Below are 23,822 nucleotides of genomic sequence, written 5' to 3'. Positions count from 1 at the left end.
GCTTCACTGCGCGTCGCGTGGATTTGCCCCTGCTCATTTCCTGGTATGCTGTTCTGCGTTGCCCTCGTAGCTCAGTGGATAGAGCGCTTGCCTCCGGAGCAAGAAGTCGTAGGTTCGAATCCTATCGAGGGCACGGTCAAGACCCCGTCCCGCCCGAGCGGGAACGGGGTCGTTTCGTACCGAGCCGGACCGAGCGGAGACGAACCCATGATGAGCGGCTTCTACACTTCCGCGCAGGAAGAGGACCGCTCCTTCGATCTTCACTCCCCCACTGTTCCGCTCCCCGGGCCCGCGCCCCTGGTGATTCATTTCCACGGAGGCGCGTGGCGGTTCGGGGACAAATCCTCGATGCTCTTCTCGGTCAACGGGCAGCACAGGGTGCGCGAGCGCCTGCAGGCGAGCGGATATTTCGTGGCGTCGGTCAACTACCGGCTGTCCCATCGGGCGCTGTTTCCCGCGCAGCTGCACGACGCCAAGTCCGCGGTGCGCTACTTTCGCGCCCACGCCGAACAATTCGGCGTCGATCCGCAGCGCATCGTGGTCTCCGGGGCCTCGGCCGGCGGCCATCTCGCCCAGCTGCTCGCGGCGACTCCCGATTCCGGAAACGCCTATCTTGAGGGCCCAGATGCCGACGTCGCCTCGAGCGACGTCGCCGGCGCCGTGAGCTTCTACGGGGTCAGCGACCTGCGCACCATATTCGACGACAGGATCGCCTGCGGTTTCCCGAAGGATCATCCCGACGACGACGGCGCCGAAGCCAGGCTGCTCGGGTCCGGATATCCGGCCCCGGAGTCCGGCGCGGCGGAGCAGGCGTGGACGTGGGCGCACCCCGTCGACTACGCGAAGGACCAGAAACTGGCTCCGCGTCACCGTCCGGTGTTCTACGTCCACGGGGCCGACGATTCCTGCGTTCCCTGGATCCAGTCCGGGACTCCGCACCGCGCCCTGCGTGCCCGCGGAGTGCCGACGTCGCTCGAGATCGTCCCGGACGCCGAGCACTCGGACGCACGAATTTTCCACGACGACGAGCGATTGCGCAGAATCGTCCGTTGGGTCGAGGAACGGAACGCCGCCAACCTGTCCTGAAGTTTTCGGGGTGCCCCACGAGCACCGGCCGACCGAATATTCGTGCGGACCGGGCCGATCGCACCTCGGGCTCCGCCCGGTAAACTGGGAGCAATATGTCTGACCAGCCCGTGCATTCCGACCCCGTTCGCCGCCACATCACGTACCCCGAGTCCCTGCCCGTTTCGGCCCGCAGGGAAGACATCATGAATGCCATTCGGGACCATCAGGTCGTGGTGATCGCCGGCGAGACCGGTTCCGGCAAGACCACGCAGATCCCGAAGATGTGCCTCGATCTGGGCCTGGACGCCGGCGGCATGGTCGGGCACACCCAGCCCCGCCGGCTCGCGGCCAGATCCGTGGCGGAACGGATCGCCGAGGAATTGGGCGAGGATCTGGGGCAAACGGTCGGTTACCAGGTCCGTTTCACCGCCGAAGTCAGCGAACAGACCTCGATCAAGCTCATGACCGACGGCATTCTGTTGGCGGAGATCCCCCACGATCCCCTTCTGAAGAAGTATTCCGCCATCATCATCGACGAGGCGCACGAGCGGTCCCTGAACATCGACTTCATCCTGGGGTATCTGAAGAGAATCCTGCCGCAGCGGCCCGATCTCAAGGTCATCATCACGTCCGCGACCATCGACCCGGACCGTTTCGCTCGCCATTTCGCCCCGAGCTTCGACCCCGTTGCCGAGCACACGGAGGACGAGCCGATGCCGGAGGACGCGGCCCCGGTCGTCGAGGTCTCGGGTCGCACCTATCCGGTGGAGATCCGCTACCGGCCGCTCGAGGGCTCGGCCCAGTCCGACGACGACGCCGATGATCTCGACGCCGAGGACAGGGACCCCCTGGACGCCATCTGCGATGCCGTGCTGGAACTCAAGAATGAGGACCCAGGCGACATTCTGATCTTCTTCTCCGGCGAGCGCGAGATCCGGGACGCGGCCGACGCCCTCGAGGACCTCGCGAAGAAGCACCGGTCGCTGGCCGGGACGGAGATCCTGCCGCTGTTCGCGCGGCTCTCGATGTCCGAGCAGCACAAGGTGTTCCGCCCGTCCGGCAAGCCCCGGATCGTGCTGGCCACCAACGTCGCGGAGACCTCGTTGACGGTTCCGGGGATCAAGTACGTGATCGATCCGGGGACCGCCCGAATCTCTCGCTACTCCGTGCGGACCAAGGTCCAGCGTCTGCCCATCGAGAGGATTTCGCAGGCCAGCGCGAATCAGCGCTCGGGCCGTTGCGGTCGCGTGTCGGACGGCATCGCGATCCGGCTCTATTCGGAAGAGGATTTCCTCTCCCGGGCCGAGTTCACCGACCCCGAGATACTGCGCACGAACTTGGCGTCGGTCATCCTGCACACGATGTCGATCGGCGTCGTCCGCTCCCCCGGAGACATGGAACGGTTCCCCTTCGTCCAGCCTCCGGCGAAGCGTTCGATCTCCGACGGCGTCAACGTGCTGAGGGAGCTCGGCGCCCTCAAGGATTCCTCCGATCGGGACGCGGAACGGGCCGGGAGGACCAAGACTAAGGGACGGTCCCGCGGTTCCAGGACTGACTCTCCCCTGACCGCGGTCGGGCGCAAGCTCTCGGCGTTCCCCGTGGACCCGAGGCTCGGACGCATGATCGTTGCGGCTCAGGAACTGGGCGTTGCCAAGGAAGTCATGGTGCTGGCCGCCGCGCTGACGATCCAGGACCCGCGCGAGCGACCGACCGAGCAGCGGGCCCAAGCCGATGAACGACATGCACGGTTCAAGGACGAGACCTCCGATTTCTCCGGGTACCTGTTGTTGTGGCAGTACCTCCAGGAGAAACAGGCGGAGCTCTCTTCGTCCCAGTTCCGCAAGATGTGTCGGCGGGAGTACATCAACTACCTGCGGGTTCGGGAGTGGCAGGACCTCTACGAGCAGTTGCGGAACCTGGGCTCGCGGGCCGGGGTCAAGGTGTCCCGCGGTCGGACCATTCGAGTGGGTGAAACCGAGGAGGCCGTCCACCGGTCCCTCTTGGCCGGCCTGTTGAGCCACATCGGGTTGAAGGACCAGCGCAGGCACGAATACCAGGGCGCGCGGGGAACACGCTTCTCCATCTTCCCCGGATCGTCCTTGTTCAAGAAGAATCCGGACTGGATCGTGTCCGCCGAACTCGTCGAGACGTCCAAGTTGTGGGCCCGCGTCAATGCCTCGGTGGATCCGCGCTGGATCGAGGAAGCCGCCGGGTCGCTGCTCAAGCACACGTACTCCGAACCGTACTGGTCGGCCAAGCGAGGTTCGGTCATGGCCTACGACAAGGCCACGCTCTTCGGGGTTCCGGTCGTGACCGATCGGCCCGTCAACTACTGGCGCATCGACCCCGTCCTCTCCCGCGAGCTGTTCATCCGCAAGGCCCTGGTGGAGGGTGACTGGCGGACCAGGCACCGGTTCTTCCACCGCAATCAGAAACGGCTGGCCGAGATCGACCAGCTCGAAGCCCGGTTGCGGCGTCGTGATCTGCGGGTGGACGACGACGTCATCTTCGACTTCTACGACGCCCGCATCCCAGCGGACGTGGTCTCGGAACGCCACTTCGATCGGTGGTGGAAGAAGACTCGGCCACAGAACGAGCATCTGCTCGACCTGGATCCCGAGAACCTCATCGACGAGGAAGCCCGGGATTACGACGAATCCCAGTTCCCGAGGACCTGGGTCCTTCCGACCTCGGATTCGCAGTTGCGACTGGACCTCACGTACGAGTTCGCACCGGCGGCCCCAGGAACCAGTCCGGAGGCCGACGGGGTATTCGTGCAGGTTCCTATCGTCTTCCTGAACCAGATCCGGCCCGAGCCGTTCGAGTGGATGATCCCGGGGCTCCGCCACGAACTCGTGACCGCACTGATCAAGTCGTTGCCCAAGGCTTCTCGGAAGAATTTCGTACCCGCGCCCGACGTCGCCAGACAGGCCGTCCAGGCTCTCGACGCCGACTTCGAGCCGTTGCACGACGAGCTTCTCCCTTCCCTCGAGCTCGTTCTCCGGCGCCTCAAGGGGTACGTGATACCTCCGGGGTCCTGGAATTGGGATGCAGTCCCCGACCACTTGCGCATGACGTTCCAGGTGCGCGATGCCGGGAACAAGCTTCTCGGCGAAGGGAAGGACCTGACGGCGCTCCAGGAGGATCTGCGCCCGCAGATCCGATCCGCGCTGGCCGCATCGCTGGGTGCGTCGCCGGACGCACTGGCCCGGGTGGCCTCCCAGAGCCAGGGGTCCGGCGAGGGCGCATCCGACATCGCGAAGGGCGGACCCGGATCCGGGACGTCGTCAGAAGCCGCCGTGGCCTCGCGGAACGACCGAGCAGGATCGGGATCCGCCGAAGGCTCGGGAGTCGTGGAGGTGTCCGGTTTGAACGACTGGCCGGAAACGGATGTTCCACCCAGGATTACCCGCACCATTGCTGGGCAACGGGTCGAAGGCTACCCCGGTCTCGTGGACGAGGGCCGGAGCGTCGCCGTGCGGGTCATGGCCTCCGAAGACGAACGGGACCGGTCCCAGAGACAAGCCACGATCCGGTTGCTCTCGCTACGCGTGCCGTCCCCGCAGAAGTACGTCTCCGACCACCTGAAGAATGATGAGAAAATTGTCTTCACGCAGAATCCCCACGGATCGGTCGAATCGCTGATCGCGGACTGTACGGTCGCCGCCTTGGACAAGCTCACGCCCGCAACCGCGCCGAAGACCCGAACCGAGTTCGAGGCGCTGATCCATGAGGTCCGCGCCGAACTGATCGATACGGTCTTCGCGGTCACAAGTCTCGTCGCACGCATCCTCAAGACGGCCACTCAGGTGCGCAAACAACTCAAGACCTCGGCGTCGTTGGCAGTGATCAACAACGTCAACGACATGAAGGCCCAACTCGAGAGCCTGGTCTATCCCGGGTTCGTGGCCGCCACAGGGTACGACCGGCTCGTTCACGTGCCCCGCTACCTCGACGGGATGAGCCGGAGGATCGAGAAGATGGGCGAGCGCCTCTCCAAGGACACGACGTCGATGCTCGAAGTCCAGGCCCTGGAAGACGACTACGACGCCGCTGCGGAGAAGTATTCGGTCGACGGAGTCGTTCCCCCACCGCTCGCGGATGTCGGATGGATGATCGAGGAACTCCGAGTCAGCTACTTCGCCCAGGAGCTCGGCACGGCCCGGCCCGTCTCCGTGCAGAGGGTCCGAAAAGCGCAGAAGCAGGCGATCGAGCAGATCGCCCACGCCTGAGACGCCGTCACGGTCGTTGCCCGGGGCCGGTCATCAGGTGGCCCCGCCTCGTTTGAGGTACCGCAGGACCGCGGTGACCCGCCGGTGGACGTCGTCGGCCTCGGTCAGCCCGAGCTTCGCGAATATTCTCTGGCAGTGTTTCTCGACCCCGCCCTCACCGATGAAGAGAGCCTCGGCGATCCCGGCGTTGGTGTGCCCTTCGGCCATGAGTCCGAGCACCTCGGTCTCACGGGACGTCAGCGAGGCGAGCGGCGCGTCGCCTCCATGCTTGTCCCGGAGCAGAAGCTGCTGGACCACGTGCGGATCGAGCACCGTCCCGCCGTCGGCAACCCGGCGGCACGAGTCCAGAAAGGCATCGATGTCCGAGACGCGATCCTTCAGCACGTAGCCGATGGATCCCGTGCCCGAAGCGACCAAGTCCTCGGCGTAGGCGAGAACCACGTACTGGCTCAGCAACAGGATCGGGGCATTCGGGCGTTCACGGCGCACCTCCACGCTGGCGCGCAGCCCTTCGTCCGTGTGGGAGGGCGGCATACGGATGTCGCACACCGTCAGGTCAGGGTCCAGCTCGAGCGCGGCCCGCTTCATCGAGGGACCGTCCTCGACATCGGCGATGACCTCGTGCCCGTCGTCCTCGAGAATGAGCCGGAGCCCTTGCCGCAAGAGCGCCGAATCGTCGGCAATCACTATTCGCACGGTATGACTCCCCTGATGAGGGTTCCTTCCCCGGCCGGGGATTCGACGTTGAGCTCGCCGTCGACGCCGCGCAGACGGTCCTCCAGACCGGCCAGGCCGTGGCCCTTGGCCACGGAGGCTCCCCCGACGCCGTCGTCGCGCACTTCGACGACGAGGCGGTCGGCCTCCCGGTGAACCGCCACGAGGGCTTCCGAGGCGCCGGAGTGCTTGTTGACGTTCACCAGAGCCTCGGAGATCAGGAAGTAGGCGGGCATCTCCACGTGGGACGGGAGGTTTTCGTCCGCATCCCACCGGAGGGCCACGGGAACCCCGGAACGGACCACGGATTCGCTGACCGCGGCACGGAGGCCCCGGTCCACCAGCAGGGCCGGCGCGATGCCTCGAGACAACTGACGAAGCTCCTGGAGTGTTTCCTGGTTCTGTGCACCGGCCTCCCGGAGAATGCGGTCGGCCTTCTCCGGATCCGTGGACACGAAACGCTGGGCCCTGGAAATATCCATGCCGAGTCGAACCAGTCGCTGTTGCGGTCCATCGTGGATGTCGCGTTCGAGGCGACGGAGGGCATCTCCTTCGGCCCGCCGGGCAGCGGCACGGGACCCTTGCAACGCGGCGACCCGGTGACGCGCGGATTCCGGCAAGCACAACATGGCCGAGGACAGTTCGGAGCGGATTCTGGCCAGCCCGAGGGTCAGCCACGGCAGGGTCACCAGGAACACGAGAGCCAGGAGCATGTAACCGAACGCTTCGGTCAGGTACGGGTGATCGGACACGAACGGAATTCCCGTCTGCGACCAGGAGAGCAGGTCGGCCAGGGACCCGTAGTTCAGCGGATTGTCCGACCCGGACCGGATCATCAAGGTGATCGGACCGGCGATTCCGGCCAAGACCACGCACCACCAGGCGAAGACCACCCAGAAGACCACCGTGGAGACCACGAAGTCCACCAGTATCCACGCAATATTCATCCACGACTGCCCGTGGCCGGCGTCGGCCTTGAACCTGTCGATCAGACCCTGGCCGGGACGCGGCGGGATGGGCCGTCGCGGTGGCCGGCCCCGGAGCCACGCGACCTGGCTCCTCTCAATCCAGCTGACCCCTCGACCGTAATAGATCGCGCCCCACAGCAGGAACACGCCGAGCAGGAACACCGGAAGCAACCCGACCCCCGCACTCAGCAGCGTGACGACCACGATGAAGGAAACAAGGGACACGGGAAAACTGCCCAGCAGATACACGCTCGCGCGGCCCCAGCGGCGCAACCAGGAATCACCCCGGGTTCTCGGGACCGTGCCCTGCGGGTCAGTTCCATTCCCCCACCGCGGGTCGGTCGCGGAGGCGGATTCTTCGCTCATGTCATCGGCACATGCGTTCATGGTTCCATCGTCGTGACATCGGAGCCTCCGGACCATCCGACCAGCTGGTCAATACGGTGTCGGGCCAGCCCGACGGGGGCTTGCGACCGCTCCCCTCGGTGTCGACTCCGGCTCGGGCCGTCAGCCGACCTCTGCCTCGGAATGCCCCGCACGGGTGAGCGCGTCACGAATCGATGCGGCGGCCTCGTCCATGGCGTCCTGGTCGGGATCGTTGTCCACCTGATCGAAGCTGAATTCTTCGATCGAGTTGGTCGGCCAGACGTGCAGATGCGCGTGGGGAACCTCGAAGCCCTGAATCATGAGTCCGACGCGGACCGGGTCGTAGACCTCGTTGATCGCCTGACCAATGGTCCGGCACACGGCCATCAGATGCAGGGCAAGGTCTTGGGGAAGATCGACCCAGTGGTCGATTTCCTCGCGAGGCACCACGAGCACATGACCCATGGACAACGGTGCGATGGACAGGAAGCCCACGGCCTTGTCGTCCTTCCAGACAAAGCGGCCGGGCAGGTCTCCCTCAATGATTTTGGTGAATACGGTGCTCACGGTGTCTCCTCCAGGTCGACTGATTCGTACGGGTCCAGGCGCGCGTACGTTGTTCCGTACTTTCCGCCGAAAGTCTTCAGATGGTTGGTCAGCATCGCGAGGCCGCGCTCCGCGAGGAGACCGTCGTGGATGGGATAGGCATGGTCGGCGCCGACGGAGATCACGAAATCCACCACTTCGTGCAGTTTGTTCCACGGAGCGTGAATCGGCACCAGGAGGTTCCCCACGTGGACGGCGTCGGGAACGATGAGGCTGTCCCCCGGGTGGTACAGGGTTTCGTCGATCATGAAACCGATGTTCTCGACGATCGGAACCAGTGGGTGGATCAGGGCGTGCTGACCGCCGAAGGTCCGGACCGAGAACGGGGAAAGGTCGAAGGATTCTTCGCCGCGCACCTCGTGCACGCGATCGGGGGCCGATACGGCACTCTTGATGTCGTCGGCGATCGAACCGGGAGCGTGGACCTGGACGTCCGGATGGCGGTCGAGGAATTCGTTGACGACGTCGGCGTCGTAGTGGTCCGGGTGCTCGTGGGTCACGAGGATGTGGTCGACGCCGTCCAGCGCCTCCCTGAGTTCCTCGGCGGTCGAAAAATTGCCCGGGTCGAGGACCAGGACGGAACCGTCCTTGTCCAGGCGTACGCACGAATGCGTGAACTTGGTGAGTCGCATGACACCCAGACTATCTCGCCGGCACCATCACGGCGAAGGGGCTTGTCGGGGCCGTTACGCCCTGCGCGATGGACGACCTCGTCGCACCTAGAATGTGCACAATGGGATGCGGCGGTGAACCGCAACCGACCGGGCTGGGACGAGCCCGCTCCAGGAACCGGCAGAAAGAGGGACTAGCATGGCGGCGCAACGACCCGCGCACGAGGGACGCGAGAGGTCCGCCGACGCGCGCTCCAGCCAGGAGCACCGGAATACGCGTCAGCGCAGGACCGTGGTGGAGGCCCTCGACACCCTGGAAGACTTCCATTCGGCGCAGGACTTCCACCGCATCGTCGCCGACCGGGGCGGACGGGTCTCCTTGGCGACGGTCTATCGAATTCTCCAGTCCCTCGAGGACACCGGAGACGTGGACGTGGTGCAGGGCGACGACGGCCAGGCCCTGTACCGCAAGTGCTCGGCCGACGATCACCATCACCACTTGCTGTGCAGGCGCTGTGGCGCGGCCGAGGACATCGAGGCCGATGTCGTCGAGCGCTGGGCGGAACAGGTGGGAGCCGCATCCGGCTACACCCAGATCGCCCACACCATCGAGCTGACGGGCTTGTGCGCTCAGTGCACCCGCGAGGTTGCCGGCTCCTCCTGATTCTCCTGAGCCGAGATCCTGCCCGAGCCGGTCAGGCGACGCCGCATCATGGCGATGACCCGGCACACGATGTAGATCAGGAACGAAATCGTGGTCACGTAGGGACTGATCGGCAGTGACCCCGCGAGCGCGAGCATGATCCCGCCCACCGTGGACAATTCGGCGAACACGACGGACAGTACGACCGCCTTGACCGGTGACGCGGTCAGTTGGATCGCGGCGGCCGCCGGGGTGATCAGCAGCGCCAGGACCAGCAAGGAACCGACGACCTGGACCGAGAGGGCCACCGAGACGCCCAGCAGAAGCATGAAGACCATGGACAGTCCCCGGAGCGGGACACCCTTGGCGGTGGCCACGTCCGGGTCGAGGCTCGCGAAGGTCAGCGGCCTCCAGACCGCGAGCAGTCCGCCGATCACGACGACTGCTCCGATCACCATCTCGGAGACCTGGGCCGCGTCCACGGAAACGATCTGCCCGGTGAGCAACGAGAACTTGTTCGCGGACCGTCCTTGGTACAGGGACAGGAACAGGATCCCGAGGCCCAGTCCGAACGGCATCAGCACCCCGATGAACGAGCTGTTGTGGCTCGCTCTCGCTCCCAGGATTCCGATGATGGCCGCCGCCGCGATCGATCCGACGAGTGAACCGGTGATCACGTCCAAACCGACGAAAAGGAACAGCGCGGCTCCCGCGAAGGAGAGCTCCGCGATGCCGTGCACCGCAAAGGACCCGTCGCGCATCATCACGAAGGTTCCGATGAAACCACCGATGAGGGCGAGCACGGCGCCCGCCACGATGGACTGGCTGAGCAGGGAGAACAGTGCGCCGTAGTCGTCGAAGACGAAGATGCGCCCCAGGAAGTCTCCTGCGGCGAGCGCGCTGGGGGCGATGGTATCGATCGGCATCAGGCTTCCCCTCCGACGTCGTGGGCATGGCAGTCGTTTCCCGGCGCTTCGGACGCGGCTTGCGACCCGACGACGACGTAGCGCCCGTCGACTCGCAAGACCTGAACCGGAGCCCCGTAGACCCGGCTCAGGGTTTCGGTGGTCATGACGTCCTCGACGCTTCCCACCGTGAAACGCCCATTGGCCAGGTACAGCACCCGGTCGACGTCGTCGATGATGGGGTTGATCTCGTGGGTCACGAAGACCACCGTCGCCCCGGACTCGCGACGGTACTCCTCGATCAGTTGGCTGACCGCGCTCTGGTGTCGCAGGTCGAGGGACAGCAAGGCTTCGTCACAGAGCAGGAGTCTGGGCCTGGAGGCCAGCGCCTGGGCCACCCGCAGTCGTTGTTGTTCGCCACCGGAGAGGAGGCCGACCGGGACCGCAGCGTATTCGGTCGCGCCGACGCGCTCGAGCAGTTCGTCGACGCGGGCCCTGCGGCGTCGGGACGGGAACCCGGGGCCCCAACGGTGGCCATCCAGCCCCAGTCCCACCAGGTCTCGGGCCCGGAGGGGTGTGTCCGGCCCGAAGGCACGTTGTTGCGGCACGTATCCGATGCGGGGATTTCCCCGCCGGACACCGTCTCCCAGCACGCGGACGGCTCCCTCGGAGAGAGGCAGCAGACCGAGAAGGGTTTTGAGGAATGTCGACTTGCCGGAGCCGTTGGGCCCGAGCACGGCGAAGTACTCCCCCTGGTCGATCTCCAGGGTCAGATCCTTCCACAGCGTCCGGTCCCCGAAGGACAGGGCGGCCGCCTCGAGCTCGACGCTCGGCGTGCGGTGTTCGGACACGGTGAATACTCCTTGACGATTCGGGGTGGGGAACGGCACACGGTGACGCCGCCCCGGTCCGGGACGGCGTCACCGTGCGTCGTGAATAGTTGTCCTAGTTCTTCTTCTCCAGAGCCTTGGACACGTTGTCGAGGTTCTTGTTCATCCAGTCGACGTAGTTCTCGCCATCGGGCAAGGTCTCGGTGAAGGAGACGGTCGGAACGTCCTGTTCCTCGGCGTAGGTCTTGATGTCCTTGGTCTGAGAGGACTCGGTCTGCGAGTTGAAGCCCAGCATCGCAATGTTGCCGGAGGCCAGCTGGTCCTTCATGGACTTGATGACCGACGCCGGAGCATCCGTGTCTCCCTCGATGGCTTCGTAGAAGTCGTTCGAGGTGGCATCCTTCAGCCCGGCATCCCCCAAGAGGTATCCGGGGACGGGTTCGGTGGCCAGGTACTCGCGGTCTTCTCCATTGAGCCCTGCGGCCCGGTCCTTGACCTTGTCGATCTCGTCGGCCAAGTGGTCTCCGCGCTGGGTGTAGTCATCCTTGTGGTCCTTGTCGAGGCTGCCCAGCTCCTCGGCGACCTTGTGGCTGACCTTGGCCATGACTTCGGGGTTGTACCAGACATGTTCGTTGAAGGACCCGTGATCGTGGTCGTGGTGTTCCTCGGAGGCCGAGTCCGCGTCGTGGTCGTGGTGATGGTGCTCGGCGGCGTCCTCCGCACCGGGCAGGCCGGACAGCTGGACCGCGTCGATCTTCGTCGCCTTCGAATCCTTGCTGATGTCGTCCATGAAGGCGTCGTATCCGCCGCCGTTCTCGACGATCAGGTCCGCGTCCTTGACCTTCAGGCGGTCCTGCGAGGTTGCTTCGTAGGAGTGCGGGTCCTGGCTGGTCGAGTCGATCACGGGTTTGACGTCGACGTCGTCACCCGCGACCGACTTGACGATGTCGGAGTAGACGTTCGTGGACGTCACCACGGTGAGTTTGTCGTCGTCCTTCTTCGGGTCCGAGTTAGCGCTCGAGCATCCGCTCAGTGCGATCCCGCAGGCCGCCGCGACCGCAACCGTCTTCATCCAGCCCGTTCCGCGCATGTATGTCTCCTTGATCTAGAAGTTCGTTAAGCGAACGAATCGCATCTGCAAGAAGTCTACTCAGATGCGAATCGTTCACAATTTAGCGCGGACTTATGTGTTCTTCGGTGGTCGCGGCCTCTTGGTCGCAGCGGCGGTGGACCCGTTGTCCCCGGTCCCCCGGCCTCGCCCGCGGCGGGGCCGAGGTGCCTCCGAAACCGTGACGGGCTGGGTCTCCCCCCGGTACGGCGTGCCCGTCCGTCGGTGATCCATGGCCTGCGTCGAGTCCTTGATCTCTCCAATCAGCTCTTCCAGGACGTCTTCCAGGAACAGCACCCCGATGGTGTCTCCCCCTCGCGCGATGACTCGGGCCACGTGCCCGTGGGTGCGCTGCATCGACCCGAGCGCGGCTTCGACGGTCGTGTCCGGGCGGAGGTTGATGAGTGATCGGACGCGGGTCAGCGGAGTGGGCCGTCGGTACCTTTCGTCCGGGATCGAGAGGACGTCCTTGACGTGCAGGTAACCCAAGTAGCTGCCGTCCTCGGACCGGAGCACGAACCGCGAGAACCCGGTTCGGCCCACGGCCTTCTCCAGGTCGTGCGGGGAGCAGTCGGACGGCAGGGTCACCAGCCGGTCCACCGGAACCATGACGTCTCCGACGCTCTTCTCCGAGAATTCCAGGGCGCCCGAGAGCATCCCGTCGGCGTCGGTGACGAGGCCCTCGGCGGTGGACTCTTCGACGATGGTCTGCAACTCCTCGAGCGTGAAGGTCGAGGAGACCTCGTCCTTGGGCTCGATCTTCATGAGTCTGAGTGCGCCGTTGGCCAGCCAGTTCAGGAAAACGATGACCGGCTTGACCGCGTGCGAGATCATCACCAGCGGAGGGGCAAGGAACAACGCGGCCTTGTCGGCCACCGATACCGAGATATTCTTCGGAACCATCTCGCCGAAGATCACGTGCAGGAACGTGACCACCAGGAGCGCCAGAAGGAACCCGATACCGTCCGCCGCCGAGGTCGGGACCCCGAGGTGCGTCAGAGGCAGGGCCACGAGGTGGTGGACCGCCGGTTCGGCCACGTTCAGGATCAGCAGGGAACAGACCGTAATACCGAGCTGGCAGCACGCCAGCATGAGGGACACGTGCTCCATCGCTCTCAGCGCGGTCTGTGCACGCTTGTTGCCGTTCTCGGCCAGCGGCTCGATCTGTGACCGCCGGGCGGACATGATGGCGAATTCGCCGCCGACGAAGAAAGCGTTGCCCGCGAGCAGGACCACGAGCAGAGCCAGAGAAACCCAGTCGTTCATCGTGAGCCCCCGTTCGTTGCGGGCGAGGGGTCTGCGCCGTCGACGGCCCGACGCGGCCCGAGATCTTCCTTGATGGTCTCGTCGGCGTCGTGGGAGGACGGCGTGAACAGGATCCTGTCGACGCGGCGGTGGTCCATCCGCTCGACCTCGAGGATTCCGGTCTCGATCGGCACGGTGTCACCCACCTCCGGGATCCGTCCGAGCCGGTCCATCATGAATCCGCCCATCGTCTCGAAGGCCGGATCGTCGTCGACGTCCAACGGGGTCACCTTCTCGGTCACCTCGTCGGGGCGCAGGAGGCCGGGGAAATGCCAGCGGCCGTCGGCGGTCTCGAGCACTCCGGGAACTGCCCTGTCGTGCTCGTCCGCGACCTCGCCGACGATCTCTTCGACGAGGTCCTCGAGCGTCGTGATCCCCGCGGTACCGCCGTACTCGTCCAGGACGACGGCGACCTGCAGGGCCGATTCCCTCAGCTGGCGCAGCAACGCGTCGAGGTGAATCGTCTCGGGAACGCGCAGGACGTCGTCCTTGAGCGCCCCGGCCTGGACCGTGTCCCGCCGCTCATTGGGAACGCCCACCGCGCGCTTGATGTGGACGACGCCCTTGACGTCGTCCTGGTCCTCTTCGTACAGGGGAAAACGGGAGTGCCCCGTCCGACGGGCTTCGTCGATGATCTCGTTGACCGTGGCCGTGGTCGGGAGCATCACGACCTGCCGGCGCGCCGTCATGACGTCCGAGGCGGTGTGTTCGGAGAAGTTCAGGGTCCGCGCCACGAAGTTGGCGGTTCCGGCATCCAGGGTGCCCAGGTCAGCGGATCGCCGGACCATTGAGGACAGCTCCTCGGGCGACCGTGCGCCGGAGAGTTCTTCCTTCGCTTCCAGGCCCATGAGGTGCAGGATCTTGTTGGCCGTCCCGTTCATGACCACCACGAAGGGCTTCATGACGGCGGTGAAGGCGAGCTGGTACCTCGCGAGCGCTCGTCCGATCCTGTAGGACTCGGCGATCGACAGGTTCTTGGGGATCAACTCGCCCAACGCCATCGAGAGCAGGGTCGCCACGAGCATCGAGACCACCAGCGTCACGGCGGAGGCGATGCCGGTGGGGATTCCCCACCCATCGACCGTCTCGCGCAGGAGGCCCTGGATGCCGACGTCGAGCGTGTAGCCGGTCAGCAGAGTCGTGATCGTGATGCCCAGCTGGCAACTCGACAACTGGGTCGACAAGGATTTGAGGCAACGGAGCAGTGGTTCGGCTCGCCGGTCGCCGTCCTGGATGTGCCGCACGACGGTCGGCTGGTCCAGCGCCACGAGAGAGAACTCGACCGCGACGAAGAACCCGGTTCCCAGGATCAGGAGGATACCGGCGAGGATGAGTAACCATTCCACGGAATCAATTCACCATCCCGCGGTGATGGTGGCGCGCTGAAGGCGGCCCGGAGCAAGAGCAACTGAAAGGGTCGTCCATAAGGGTTTCAGTCTAGCGCGACGAAACCCGCGAAGGTATGGGAAGAACCTGGGAGCCCGGGGTTTTCGATCCGAGCGAACATTCCGGGGACACTTGGAGTCGCCCGGGATGCGCCCGAGACGGGTGTCTCGGGCGCCGCCCGAAGATCAGACCAGCCAGGACTGGGAGCGCGCACGCCCTTCGTCGTACCCGGATGCCGCCTGGACTCCGACGACGGCGCGGTCGTGGAACTCTTGCAGGTCCGATGCCCCCGCGTAGGTCATGGAGGATCGCAGACCCGCCGTGATCTTGTCGACGATGTCCTCTGCGCTGGGGCTCGCGGCATCGATGTACATCGTCGAGTTGGAGATCCCTTCCTCGAACATGGCCTTCCGGGCACGAGTGAACGGATCTTCCTCCCGGGTCCGGTGCTTGACGGCCCTGGTCGAGGCCATGCCGAAGCTCTCCTTGTAGAGGCGGCCGTCGTCGTCCCGGTGCAGTTCGCCCGGCGACTCGAAGGTTCCCGCGAGCCATGAGCCGACCATGACCTGGCTCGCGCCGGCGGCCAGCGCGAGGGCGACGTCGCGCGGATGCTTGACCCCGCCGTCGGCCCACACATGTTTGCCCATCTCGCGCGCTGCGGTCGCGCATTCGAGAACCGCGCTGAACTGCGGACGCCCCACGGCCGTCATCATCCGGGTCGTGCACATGGCCCCCGGTCCCACACCGACCTTGACGATGTCCGCTCCGGCCTCGATGAGGTCCCGCGTTCCGTCCGCGGAGACCACGTTTCCGGCCACAATCGGCACCTCGGGGTCGAGAGACTTCACCGCGGCGAGGGCATCGAACATCTTCTGCTGGTGCCCGTGGGCGGTGTCGACCACCAGCACGTCCGCGCCCGCCCGGAGGAGACCTTCGGCTTTGGCCGCGACGTCGCCGTTGATTCCGACGGCCGCGCCGACGATCAGGGAACCCCGGGCATCGAGGGCGGGCCGGTAGGTGGCGGCACGAACTGCACCGGAGGTCGACATGACACCGGCGTAGAGACCCTCGCGCACGACGACGGCCAACTCGATGCCCAGCTCTTCGCATTCGGCGAATACTTGTCGCAGCGCCGCGGTGCGCTCCGCGCTTCCCCATGCGGCGTCGGGAGCCAGATCGGACGCATCGAGAAGAAGGGGAATCGGGTGCATGACCGACGCCACCGAGGCGGCCGGGTCCTCGTTCTGGCTCTCGTCCCGCCGGAGGATGCCGACGGGGCGACCGTCCTCGTCGACGACGACGGCCTCGTCGAAGCGCCGGTCGCCCAGACGACGCAGCGCATGATCGATCGATGTGTCCGGTGAGACGATCACGGCCGACTCGAGCAGAGGGTCGGCACCCTTGACTTCCTCAATGATGCGTTGCGCCGCGTCGGCGGGAACGTCCTGGGGCAGGATGGCCAGACCGCCGCGGCGGGCCAGAGTTTCCATCATTCTGGCGCCGGAGACGGCGGTCATGTTCGCGGCCACGAGGGGGACCGTGGTGCCGGTCCCGTCCTGTGTCCCGAGATCGGCATCGAAGCGGGACGAGACCTCGGAGCGCGAGGGAACGAGAAAGACATCGTTGTACGTCAGGTCGGTCGTGGGGGTATTCAAAAATCGCACTTGCCCCATGCTACCCAGGCCCGGCGGTTTCCGATACAGAGCCGTCCGCCCTGTGGAGAACCTGGCCCATTCCGTGTCGGCCGACACATGGTTCCGTGATGTCCCGATCTCGGTCGTGACACAGCCCGTATTCGGGTGGATAACGTCGAGCGAACCCTAATAGACTCGACCCGAGAGGTTGCGCCATCTCGCACTGTCGCGAGATCTTCGGCGGCTCCCTGGGGCCTGCTCGCCCCGAGAACCACCGCGCTTCGGCGGCATCCGGAATTCGGTAGGATCCACAAGAGGATACGGAAGGCTGAGCAGTTCAGCCCTGCCGGCATAAACAGCTAATGGAAGAGGCGTGAAGCTAGTGCCAGATCAGCCACATCACCAGATCCCTGAGGAATTTGCGGGTAACGAATGGCTCGTGGACGAGCTCTTCGAAAAGTACCAGCAGGACAAGAACTCGGTGGACAAGAAGTGGTGGCCCATCTTCGAATCCATGCAGGAGCAGGACAACGGATCCTCGGCGGGTACCGAGACGAAGACTGAGAAGCCCGCACAGCAGGCTCCCGCACGACCCCAGGCGGACAAGTCTCAGGCTGCCAAGCCCCAGGCCGCGCCGAGCAAGCCCGCGGCCGCGAAGCAGGCCGCGTCATCCCAGTCGGAGCAGAAGTCCTCGCAGCCCGCGCAGAGCGCCGAGACCCCCAAGGCGGGCGCCAAGAAGGAAACCGACGCACCCCAGCAGGCGGGTGCGGACGCCAAGGAGTCCCCCACCACCAAGCGTCCGATCCCGGCCCAGTTGCCGGAGGGCGGGAAGAACGACGTCGAGACCGAAGAGGACCGCGTCGAGACCCTCCGGGGCCCCGGCAAGGCCGTGGTCACGAACATGGAGGAGTCCCTCTCGGTTCCGACCGCAACCACGGTCCGCGCCGTTCCCGCCAAGGTCCTGATCGACAACCGCACGCTGATCAACGATTATCTCCGTCGCTCCCGAGGCGGCAAGGTCTCCTTCACCCACATCATCGGTTATGCGGTGGTCAAGGCGCTCAAGGCCTTCCCGTCGCAGAACGTCGTGTACGGCCAGAATGACAAGGGCAAGCCCGCGGCCATCCACCCCGCGCACATCAATTTCGGCTTGGCCATCGACATGCCCAAGCCGGACGGTTCCCGCAATCTCGTGGTTCCGAACATCAAGAAGGCGGAGAACCTCAACTTCGCCGAGTTCTGGAACGCCTACGAGGACATGGTCAAGCGGGCCAGGGACAACAAGCTCTCGGTCGAGGACTTCAAGGGAACCACCGCTTCACTGACCAACCCGGGCGGAATCGGTACCGTCCACTCGGTGCCCCGCCTCTCCGCCGGCCAGGCATGCATCATCGGCGTCGGCGCCCTGGATTACCCGGCCGAGCGCCGCGGAACCTCCCCCAAGACCCTGGCCAGGGAAGGGGTCTCGAAGATCCTGACCCTGACCTCGACCTACGATCACCGCGTGATCCAGGGTGCGGGCTCCGGCGAGTTCCTGAAGCTCATTGACCAGTACCTGCTCGGCGAGCACGGCTTCTACGACGAAATCTTCGAGGTCCTGCGCATCCCGTTCGAACCGGTGCGTTGGGCCGTGGACAACCAGGTCAACCCGGAAGAAGAGGTCAACAAGGTTGCCCGGATCCAGCAGCTGATCCACGCCTACCGGGTCCGTGGCCACCTGATCGCCGAGGTCAACCCGTTGGAATACGTGATGCGCAAGCATCCGGACCTCAACATCGCGACCTACGGCCTGACGCTGTGGGACCTCGACCGCGAATGGCCCACGGGCGGCTTCGGTGACGCGCCCAAGCTCTCCCTGCGCAACATCCTCGAGCTCCTGCGCGACGCCTATTGCCGCACGCTGGCCGTCGAGTACATGCACATCGAATCGCCGAGCGAACGCCAGTGGTTCCAGCAACAACTCGAGCACGGGTACACCAAGCCCAGTCGCGATGAACAGCTGCGCATCCTGGGCAAGCTCAATGCGGCGGAAGCCTTCGAGACCTTCCTGCAGACCAAGTACATCGGCCAGAAGCGCTTCTCCCTCGAGGGCGGCGAGTCCCTGATCCCGTTGCTCGACTCGATCATCTCGGGGGCCGCGGACGACGGGCTCGCCGGAGTCGGCATCGGCATGGCCCACCGCGGTCGCCTGAACGTGCTGACCAACATCGCCGGCAAGTCCTACGCCCAGGTCTTCCGTGAGTTCGAAGGCGAGCAGGATCCCCGCCTTGTCGGCGGTTCCGGGGACGTCAAGTACCACCTCGGCACGGAGGGCGTGTTCACCTCCGACGGCGGCAACGAAACACAGGTCTACCTCGCCGCGAACCCGTCCCACCTCGAAGCCGTGAATCCGGTGCTCGAAGGCATCGTGCGTGCCAAGCAGGATCTCCTGGACGAGGGCGGCGACTCGGAGAACTCCTACGGCGTGCTGCCGATCCTGGTCCACGGCGATGCCGCATTCGCCGGCCAGGGCATCGTGGCCGAGACCATGCAGATGTCGCAGCTGCGCGGCTACAAGGTCGGCGGAACCGTGCACATCGTGGTCAACAACCAGGTCGGTTTCACCACGACGCCGGGCGAGGGCCGCTCCTCGACATACTCGACCGACGTCGCCCGCATGATCCAGGCCCCGGTCTTCCACGTGAACGCGGACGATCCCGAGGCCGTGGTCCGGGTGGGTCAGCTGGCCTTCGAATACCGTCAGCGGTTCAACAAGGATGTCGTGATCGACCTCGTGTGCTACCGCCGTCGCGGCCACAACGAGGCCGACGACCCGTCGATGACGCAGCCGATGATGTACCAGCTGATCGAGGCCAAGCGCTCGACCCGCAAGCTGTACACGGAATCCCTCGTCGGTCGCGGTGACATCACCCAGGACGAAGCGGACCGGGCGCTCCAGGACTACCAGGAACGTCTCGAGCGGGTCTTCACCGAGACCCACGAGGCACAGACCTCGTCCGCGCCCCTCGTCACCGGGGACGCCGCCGCGGTGTCGAACATCGAACGCCCCGCGGCCCAGCAGATCGAGGACTCCGTCTACTCCCCCGAGACCACCGCGGTCTCGAAGGACGTCGTCGCCCGCGTGGGCGAGGTCCACAACGAGATGCCGGAGGGCTTCCAGGTTCACAAGAAGCTGGGCCAACTGGTCAAGAAGCGCTTCGAGATGTCCTCCGCCGGAAACATCGACTGGGGCTTCGGCGAGCTGCTCGCGTTCGGGTCCTTGCTCATGGAGGGCATCCAGGTTCGCATGTCCGGACAGGACGTCCAGCGCGGAACCTTCGTCCAGAGGCACTCGGTCCTGCATGACACCCAGTCCAATGACGAGTGGGTCCCGCTGCGGAACCTCTCCGAGGACCAGGCGAAGTTCATGATCTACAACTCCCTGCTCTCGGAGTACGGGGCCATGGGCTTCGAGTACGGATACTCGGTCGAGCGACCCGACTCGCTGGTCATCTGGGAAGCCCAGTTCGGCGACTTCTTCAACGGCGCACAGACCGTCATCGACGAGTTCATCTCATCGGCCGAGCAGAAGTGGGCGCAGCGTTCCTCGCTCGTGCTCATGCTTCCGCACGGTTACGAAGGCATGGGCCCGGACCATTCGTCGGCACGCATGGAGCGTTTCCTGCAGATGTGCGCCGAGAACAACATGACGATCGCCGTCCCCTCGACCCCGGCCAACCACTTCCACCTGCTGCGCCGCCACGTGTACAGCAGGCCGCACCGGCCGCTGGTGATCATGACGCCGAAGCAGCTGCTGAGGCTGAAGGCCGCGACGTCGAGCGTCGAGGACTTCACGGAAGGCGATTTCCAGACGGTCATTCCGGACCAGGCGGGACTCAACGATGCGGACGTCAACCGCGTCATCCTGGTCTCGGGCCGCCTGTACTACGATCTGGCCGCGCGGCGGGAGAAGAAGAACGCGAACCGGACGGCCATCGTCCGGGTCGAACAGCTTTATCCGCTCCCGCTCGAGGAAATCAAGGAGCAGCTGTCCCGTTACCCGGAGGCAGAGGTTCTGTGGGCACAGGACGAGCCCGCCAACCAGGGCCAGTGGCCGTACCTGACGACGTCGTTGCTTCCTCTGCTGGACCGCGACATCCGTCTGGTGTCCCGTGCGGCCTCCGCGTCGCCCGCAACCGGTACCGGCAAGCGCCACCAGGCCGAACTCGAGCATCTCGTGCAGCAGGCCGTCGAGCAGTAACCGGCATGTCGCCGTCGAGCCCCTGCTCTCGCCGTGGTTCCATGGTGGGAGCGGGGGCTCGGACATGCGGAGACCCCAAAGAACGTTTATCGTTACGTTAGATGCGATCGTTGGACTCCCCCTCGACGGGTTCCCATCGGTCTGACGCCGGAAACAACAGAAAGATTCTCGTGGAGCAACGAAACATTCGGATCGTGGCGGTCGGAGACGACTTGCTGGCAGGTATTGGTGACCCGCGGGCCCTCGGGTGGTTCGGTCGTGTCATGGCGCGCACCCCACAGAATGTGGCACCGGTGGTCTCATACAACCTGGCGGCTCCCGGTGAGGGAAGCGAGACGCTGAACGAGCGCTGGTTCGAGGAGGCAAGCCGGCGGTTTGCCAGCGGCGCGGACAATCGTCTCGTCGTCGCCCCTTCGACCTTCGACATCGACACGGGCCTGACCAGCGCACGCAGTCGCCTCAACCTCGCCAATATGGTGGATCTGGCCTCCCAGAACAACATCAAGGTCCTGGTCGTCGGCCCCCCGCCGACCCTCGATTCCGAGCGCAACCGACGCATCGCCGATCTTTCCGCGGCCTACGCGGATGTGACCACGCGCCGTCGTCATGTCTACGTCGACACGTTCAACCCCCTGCAGCACCACGAGCAATGGCGCCAGGACCTGGCGGCGAATGACGGCCGCCCGGGGCAGGCCGGGTACGGCTTGATGGCGTGGCTGGTTCTGCACCGCGGTTGGTACTCCTGGTTGCAGCTGCCCGAACAGCACTGAGCGCACGTCACAGCCGGACCCCGGGTGAGAATGTGCACCCGGCTCGTAGGATCTGGCACAATTGGACACAGTGCCCAATGCCCCGTGTCCGTGCCTGCGCACGGAGACGATTCGCACTGGGTTGACCAGCACCATGGCCGCACGTCGCCCCATCGGGCGACGATGCGCGGAAGGAGGCTCATATGAGCAAGCGTGGACGCAAGCGCAAGGATCGCCGCAAGAATTCAGCCAACCACGGCAAGCGCCCCAACTCCTGAGTCACTGACCTCAGGATCCCGGCCAGCCGCGGAGCCGCTGATCACCTCGTGACGAGCGGTCCGGTTGAAAGCGAAGGGCTGAGATGCATGAATGCATCTCAGCCCTTCGCTGTATACGGGCCCGCACCTTTGCTGCCCTGCTCGAATGCTGCCCTGGTCGAACCGGAGAGTCCCGGAGGGGCCCGTCATGGACCGGTCCGTTCCCCTGTCACGAGGCCATCGGGCGATCCGTGGGGTCGGACGGCTTCTGCGTGCCCAGACCGGAGTGGTCATGTTCGGTGGACTCGGTGCTGTCCCGGAGAGAGTCGATCCTGTGCAGGATCGACTGCTTGAGCTCGTCCGGCGCGGGTTCGCAACACGACCGCTTGACCGCGGAACGGATCACGCACTCGAGGTCGTATTCCCTCGCACAGGTCTCGCACTCGTTCAGATGGGTGCAGATGTCTTCGATGTCTTCCGCGGAAAGAGCGCCGTCGAGGTATTCGTAGATCCGTTGGATCTGTTCGTCGCGGCACCCGCCGCTTTCCTGGCAGTCTGTCATAATCCTTTCCTTCCTCACGATGGGCGTTCTCACCGCTGTTCGGCGCCCTGGGCGCCGCTCGAATTCTTGTTCTTCCGGGTCCCCGAGGACGCCTTCCGGCCGCCCTCGGTGCTGAAACCCAATCCGGAGGCATATTCCGCCAACTGCTCGCGCAGCAGTCGCCGACCCCGGTGCAATCTGGACATCACGGTCCCGATGGGAATGTCGAGGATCTCCGCGATCTCCTTGTACGCGAACCCTTCGACGTCGGAATAGTAGACGGCCATCCTGAAGTCCTCGGGCAGGGACTGCAATGCGCTCTTGACGTCCGAATCAGGCAGGTGTTCGAGGGCCTCGGACTCAGCCGACTTCAGCCCCGACGAGGTGTGAGCCGAAGCCTGGACGAGCTGCCAGTCCTCGACCGAGTCGGTGTTCGCCTGATGCGGTTCACGCTGCCTCTTGCGATAGAGGTTGATGTACGTGTTCGTCAGGATCCGATACAGCCACGCCTTGAGATTGGTCCCGGGCTTGTACTGGTGAAAGGCGGAGAAAGCCTTCGTGTACGCTTCCTGGACCAAATCCTGCGCATCCGCCTGATTGCGAGCCATGCGCAAGGCGGCGGCGTAGAGCTGATCGATGTACTGCATTGCTTCCCGTTCGAAACGAGCCTTGCGCTCCTCGTCCGATTCACGGGACAGATCGACTGAGTCCACGGATTCCTTCCGCTTGGGCCTACTGATGAATTCACCCCAGTCTAGAAGGTTTGGCGGTTCAGATGCTCGACGCGTCGGATTCGACGGCGTCTCGACGGTGGCGACCACCTGGCACCCCTCCCTCAGATCGGTTCCATGAGCTTGTCGTGGATTGCAACGGCTCCGGACCGCGTTGTATTCCGACACATTCGGCCGATGTTCGCAGGAGAAGAAACGCCATGGCAGCTTGTACGTTCGTTGACCCCCATCACATAGGATGATGGAGAACCCACGGGTTGGCGTGCGGCATCCCACCGGTGCCGGGGCGCGCCAGCCCACGTTGAGGAGGAAACATGACCATTGTTCGCAAGCTCGCCCGTCCCGTCCTGGCAGCTTCTTTCATCTACAACGGCGTCAACCGCCTTCGCTCCCCCGAATCGACCCAGCACCTGAAGCCGGCGATCGATGCCGCGGCGAAGGCCTCCCCGCAGCTCGCTCCGTTGCGCGGCCAGGAACGCCTCGTCGGTCAGGCCATCGCCGCCACCCAGGTAGGTGCGGGGGCACTCTTCGCCCTGGGCCGCTTCCCGCGTCTGTCCTCCACGCTGTTGCTGGCCGCCGGCACGATCAACGCCTACATCGATTTCGTGAGCGCCGAAGCCGACACGAAGGAGCAGAAGGAAGCACGCATTGCCGACGGCGTCAAGAACGCGTCCCTGGTGGGAGCGGTCGCACTGACCTCGGTCGATACCGAGGGCAACCCGTCTCTCGCATGGCGCGCCGGCAAGCTCAGCGAGGACGTCAAGAAGAAGTCCAACAAATTCGGTGACGATCTGAAGAAGAAGTCCGACGACGTCTTCGGAAACTGATGCACGCCGTGCTCGGACGCAGTAATTGTCCGTGATTCCATCGGGGGCCCGTCTTCGTACGGGCCCCCGATGGTGCTTAAAGTAAGCCATGTACCCTGACG

Annotated in this window: 18 protein-coding genes, 1 tRNA gene and 1 pseudogene; 8 read left to right on the top strand and 12 right to left on the bottom strand. The window is 65.0% G+C overall.

Going from position 1 to position 23,822, the window contains the following annotated elements; genetic code table 11:
* Positions 1-60: 60 nt before the first annotated feature.
* From EWU68_RS01790 to hrpA, 3 genes are all read left to right on the top strand, one after another.
* A tRNA-Arg gene (locus EWU68_RS01790) sits at positions 61-133 on the top strand.
* Between the two features lie 74 nt (positions 134-207).
* Positions 208-1,086 (top strand): alpha/beta hydrolase, encoded by an 879-nt coding sequence (locus tag EWU68_RS01785; protein WP_129314150.1) that lies wholly within the window; start codon positions 208-210, stop codon positions 1,084-1,086.
* Between the two features lie 95 nt (positions 1,087-1,181).
* A complete protein-coding gene (hrpA, locus tag EWU68_RS01780) occupies positions 1,182-5,300 on the top strand; it encodes an ATP-dependent RNA helicase HrpA (RefSeq protein WP_129314149.1) in 4,119 nt (1,372 codons plus the stop codon).
* A gap of 33 nt (positions 5,301-5,333) precedes the next feature.
* On the opposite strand, the gene EWU68_RS01775 is transcribed toward hrpA, so the two are convergent.
* The 4 genes from EWU68_RS01775 to EWU68_RS01760 all read right to left on the bottom strand — a co-directional run bounded on the left by EWU68_RS01775 (position 5,334) and on the right by EWU68_RS01760 (position 8,586).
* Positions 5,334-5,996: a response regulator gene (locus tag EWU68_RS01775; protein ID WP_129314148.1), complete on the bottom strand. Its 663-nt coding sequence runs from the start codon at positions 5,994-5,996 to the stop codon at positions 5,334-5,336.
* Complete coding sequence (locus tag EWU68_RS01770; protein WP_162421333.1) at positions 5,987-7,348, bottom strand: sensor histidine kinase; 1,362 nt, start codon at positions 7,346-7,348, stop codon at positions 5,987-5,989. The genes EWU68_RS01775 and EWU68_RS01770 overlap by 10 nt, the downstream gene beginning before the upstream one ends.
* A gap of 141 nt (positions 7,349-7,489) precedes the next feature.
* Positions 7,490-7,915 carry an HIT family protein gene (locus tag EWU68_RS01765; RefSeq protein WP_129314146.1) on the bottom strand — a complete coding sequence of 142 codons (426 nt, stop codon included), beginning with the start codon at positions 7,913-7,915 and terminating at the stop codon, positions 7,490-7,492.
* Positions 7,912-8,586 carry an MBL fold metallo-hydrolase gene (locus EWU68_RS01760; RefSeq protein WP_129314145.1) on the bottom strand — a complete coding sequence of 225 codons (675 nt, stop codon included), beginning with the start codon at positions 8,584-8,586 and terminating at the stop codon, positions 7,912-7,914. The genes EWU68_RS01765 and EWU68_RS01760 overlap by 4 nt, the downstream gene beginning before the upstream one ends.
* 178 nt (positions 8,587-8,764) lie before the next feature.
* On the opposite strand from EWU68_RS01760, the gene EWU68_RS01755 reads away from it, so the two are divergent.
* Positions 8,765-9,229 carry a Fur family transcriptional regulator gene (locus EWU68_RS01755; RefSeq protein WP_129314144.1) on the top strand — a complete coding sequence of 155 codons (465 nt, stop codon included), beginning with the start codon at positions 8,765-8,767 and terminating at the stop codon, positions 9,227-9,229.
* On the opposite strand, the gene EWU68_RS01750 is transcribed toward EWU68_RS01755, so the two are convergent.
* The 6 genes from EWU68_RS01750 to guaB1 form a co-directional block, all read right to left on the bottom strand.
* Positions 9,196-10,134 carry a metal ABC transporter permease gene (locus EWU68_RS01750; RefSeq protein ID WP_129314143.1) on the bottom strand — a complete coding sequence of 313 codons (939 nt, stop codon included), beginning with the start codon at positions 10,132-10,134 and terminating at the stop codon, positions 9,196-9,198. The two genes, EWU68_RS01755 and EWU68_RS01750, sit on opposite strands and share 34 nt — an antisense overlap.
* Entirely contained in the window at positions 10,134-10,964 is an 831-nt protein-coding gene (locus EWU68_RS01745) for a metal ABC transporter ATP-binding protein (RefSeq protein ID WP_129314142.1), read from the bottom strand. Before EWU68_RS01745 ends, EWU68_RS01750 begins: the two co-directional genes overlap by 1 nt.
* 94 nt (positions 10,965-11,058) lie before the next feature.
* On the bottom strand, positions 11,059-12,033 hold the full coding sequence (locus tag EWU68_RS01740; RefSeq protein ID WP_129314141.1) for a metal ABC transporter solute-binding protein, Zn/Mn family: 975 nt from the start codon (positions 12,031-12,033) through the stop codon (positions 11,059-11,061).
* Positions 12,034-12,126: 93 nt separating this feature from the next.
* Complete coding sequence (locus EWU68_RS01735; protein ID WP_129314140.1) at positions 12,127-13,317, bottom strand: hemolysin family protein; 1,191 nt, start codon at positions 13,315-13,317, stop codon at positions 12,127-12,129.
* Entirely contained in the window at positions 13,314-14,702 is a 1,389-nt protein-coding gene (locus EWU68_RS01730; protein WP_129314139.1) for a hemolysin family protein, read from the bottom strand. Before EWU68_RS01730 ends, EWU68_RS01735 begins: the two co-directional genes overlap by 4 nt.
* Before the next feature lie 225 nt (positions 14,703-14,927).
* Entirely contained in the window at positions 14,928-16,406 is a 1,479-nt protein-coding gene (gene guaB1, locus EWU68_RS01725) for a GMP reductase (protein ID WP_129314138.1), read from the bottom strand.
* A gap of 352 nt (positions 16,407-16,758) precedes the next feature.
* On the opposite strand from guaB1, the gene EWU68_RS01720 reads away from it, so the two are divergent.
* The 3 genes from EWU68_RS01720 to EWU68_RS13495 all read left to right on the top strand — a co-directional run bounded on the left by EWU68_RS01720 (position 16,759) and on the right by EWU68_RS13495 (position 21,643).
* Complete coding sequence (locus EWU68_RS01720; RefSeq protein WP_129314489.1) at positions 16,759-20,616, top strand: multifunctional oxoglutarate decarboxylase/oxoglutarate dehydrogenase thiamine pyrophosphate-binding subunit/dihydrolipoyllysine-residue succinyltransferase subunit; 3,858 nt, start codon at positions 16,759-16,761, stop codon at positions 20,614-20,616.
* A 170-nt stretch (positions 20,617-20,786) separates the two neighbouring features.
* Entirely contained in the window at positions 20,787-21,386 is a 600-nt protein-coding gene (locus EWU68_RS01715) for a GDSL-type esterase/lipase family protein (RefSeq protein WP_129314137.1), read from the top strand.
* A 182-nt stretch (positions 21,387-21,568) separates the two neighbouring features.
* Positions 21,569-21,643, top strand: a complete 75-nt coding sequence (locus tag EWU68_RS13495) for a 50S ribosomal protein bL37 (RefSeq protein WP_371858574.1) — start codon at positions 21,569-21,571, stop codon at positions 21,641-21,643.
* A gap of 295 nt (positions 21,644-21,938) precedes the next feature.
* On the opposite strand, the pseudogene rsrA reads toward EWU68_RS13495, so the two are convergent.
* A pseudogene (gene rsrA, locus EWU68_RS01710) lies at positions 21,939-22,184 on the bottom strand (mycothiol system anti-sigma-R factor); the annotation flags it as partial.
* 29 nt (positions 22,185-22,213) lie between these two features.
* Positions 22,214-22,876, bottom strand: a complete 663-nt coding sequence (locus tag EWU68_RS01705; protein ID WP_238692249.1) for a sigma-70 family RNA polymerase sigma factor — start codon at positions 22,874-22,876, stop codon at positions 22,214-22,216.
* A 332-nt stretch (positions 22,877-23,208) separates the two neighbouring features.
* Between EWU68_RS01705 and EWU68_RS01700 the strand changes: the two genes are divergently transcribed.
* Positions 23,209-23,721: a DoxX family protein gene (locus tag EWU68_RS01700; protein ID WP_129314134.1), complete on the top strand. Its 513-nt coding sequence runs from the start codon at positions 23,209-23,211 to the stop codon at positions 23,719-23,721.
* The last annotated feature ends 101 nt before the right edge of the window (positions 23,722-23,822 follow it).

It is taken from the genome of Rothia koreensis, assembly GCF_004136575.1.
GTDB classification, from domain to species: domain Bacteria; phylum Actinomycetota; class Actinomycetes; order Actinomycetales; family Micrococcaceae; genus Rothia; species Rothia koreensis.
Note: the sequence above shows the minus strand (reverse complement) of the source record. Positions and strands in the feature narration are given on the sequence as shown.

What these genes read in the sequence shown, in the direction of transcription:
- EWU68_RS01735 (WP_129314140.1), bottom strand. Translation starts at nt 13,317, where the DNA reads ATGAACGACTGGGTTTCTCTGGCTCTGCTCGTGGTCCTGCTCGCGGGC.
- EWU68_RS01770 (WP_162421333.1), bottom strand. Translation starts at nt 7,348, where the DNA reads ATGAGCGAAGAATCCGCCTCCGCGACCGACCCGCGGTGGGGGAATGGA.
- EWU68_RS01760 (WP_129314145.1), bottom strand. Translation starts at nt 8,586, where the DNA reads ATGCGACTCACCAAGTTCACGCATTCGTGCGTACGCCTGGACAAGGAC.
- EWU68_RS01785 (WP_129314150.1), top strand. Translation starts at nt 208, where the DNA reads ATGATGAGCGGCTTCTACACTTCCGCGCAGGAAGAGGACCGCTCCTTC.
- hrpA (WP_129314149.1), top strand. Translation starts at nt 1,182, where the DNA reads ATGTCTGACCAGCCCGTGCATTCCGACCCCGTTCGCCGCCACATCACG.
- EWU68_RS01700 (WP_129314134.1), top strand. Translation starts at nt 23,209, where the DNA reads ATGACCATTGTTCGCAAGCTCGCCCGTCCCGTCCTGGCAGCTTCTTTC.
- EWU68_RS01755 (WP_129314144.1), top strand. Translation starts at nt 8,765, where the DNA reads ATGGCGGCGCAACGACCCGCGCACGAGGGACGCGAGAGGTCCGCCGAC.
- EWU68_RS01740 (WP_129314141.1), bottom strand. Translation starts at nt 12,033, where the DNA reads ATGCGCGGAACGGGCTGGATGAAGACGGTTGCGGTCGCGGCGGCCTGC.
- EWU68_RS01750 (WP_129314143.1), bottom strand. Translation starts at nt 10,134, where the DNA reads ATGCCGATCGATACCATCGCCCCCAGCGCGCTCGCCGCAGGAGACTTC.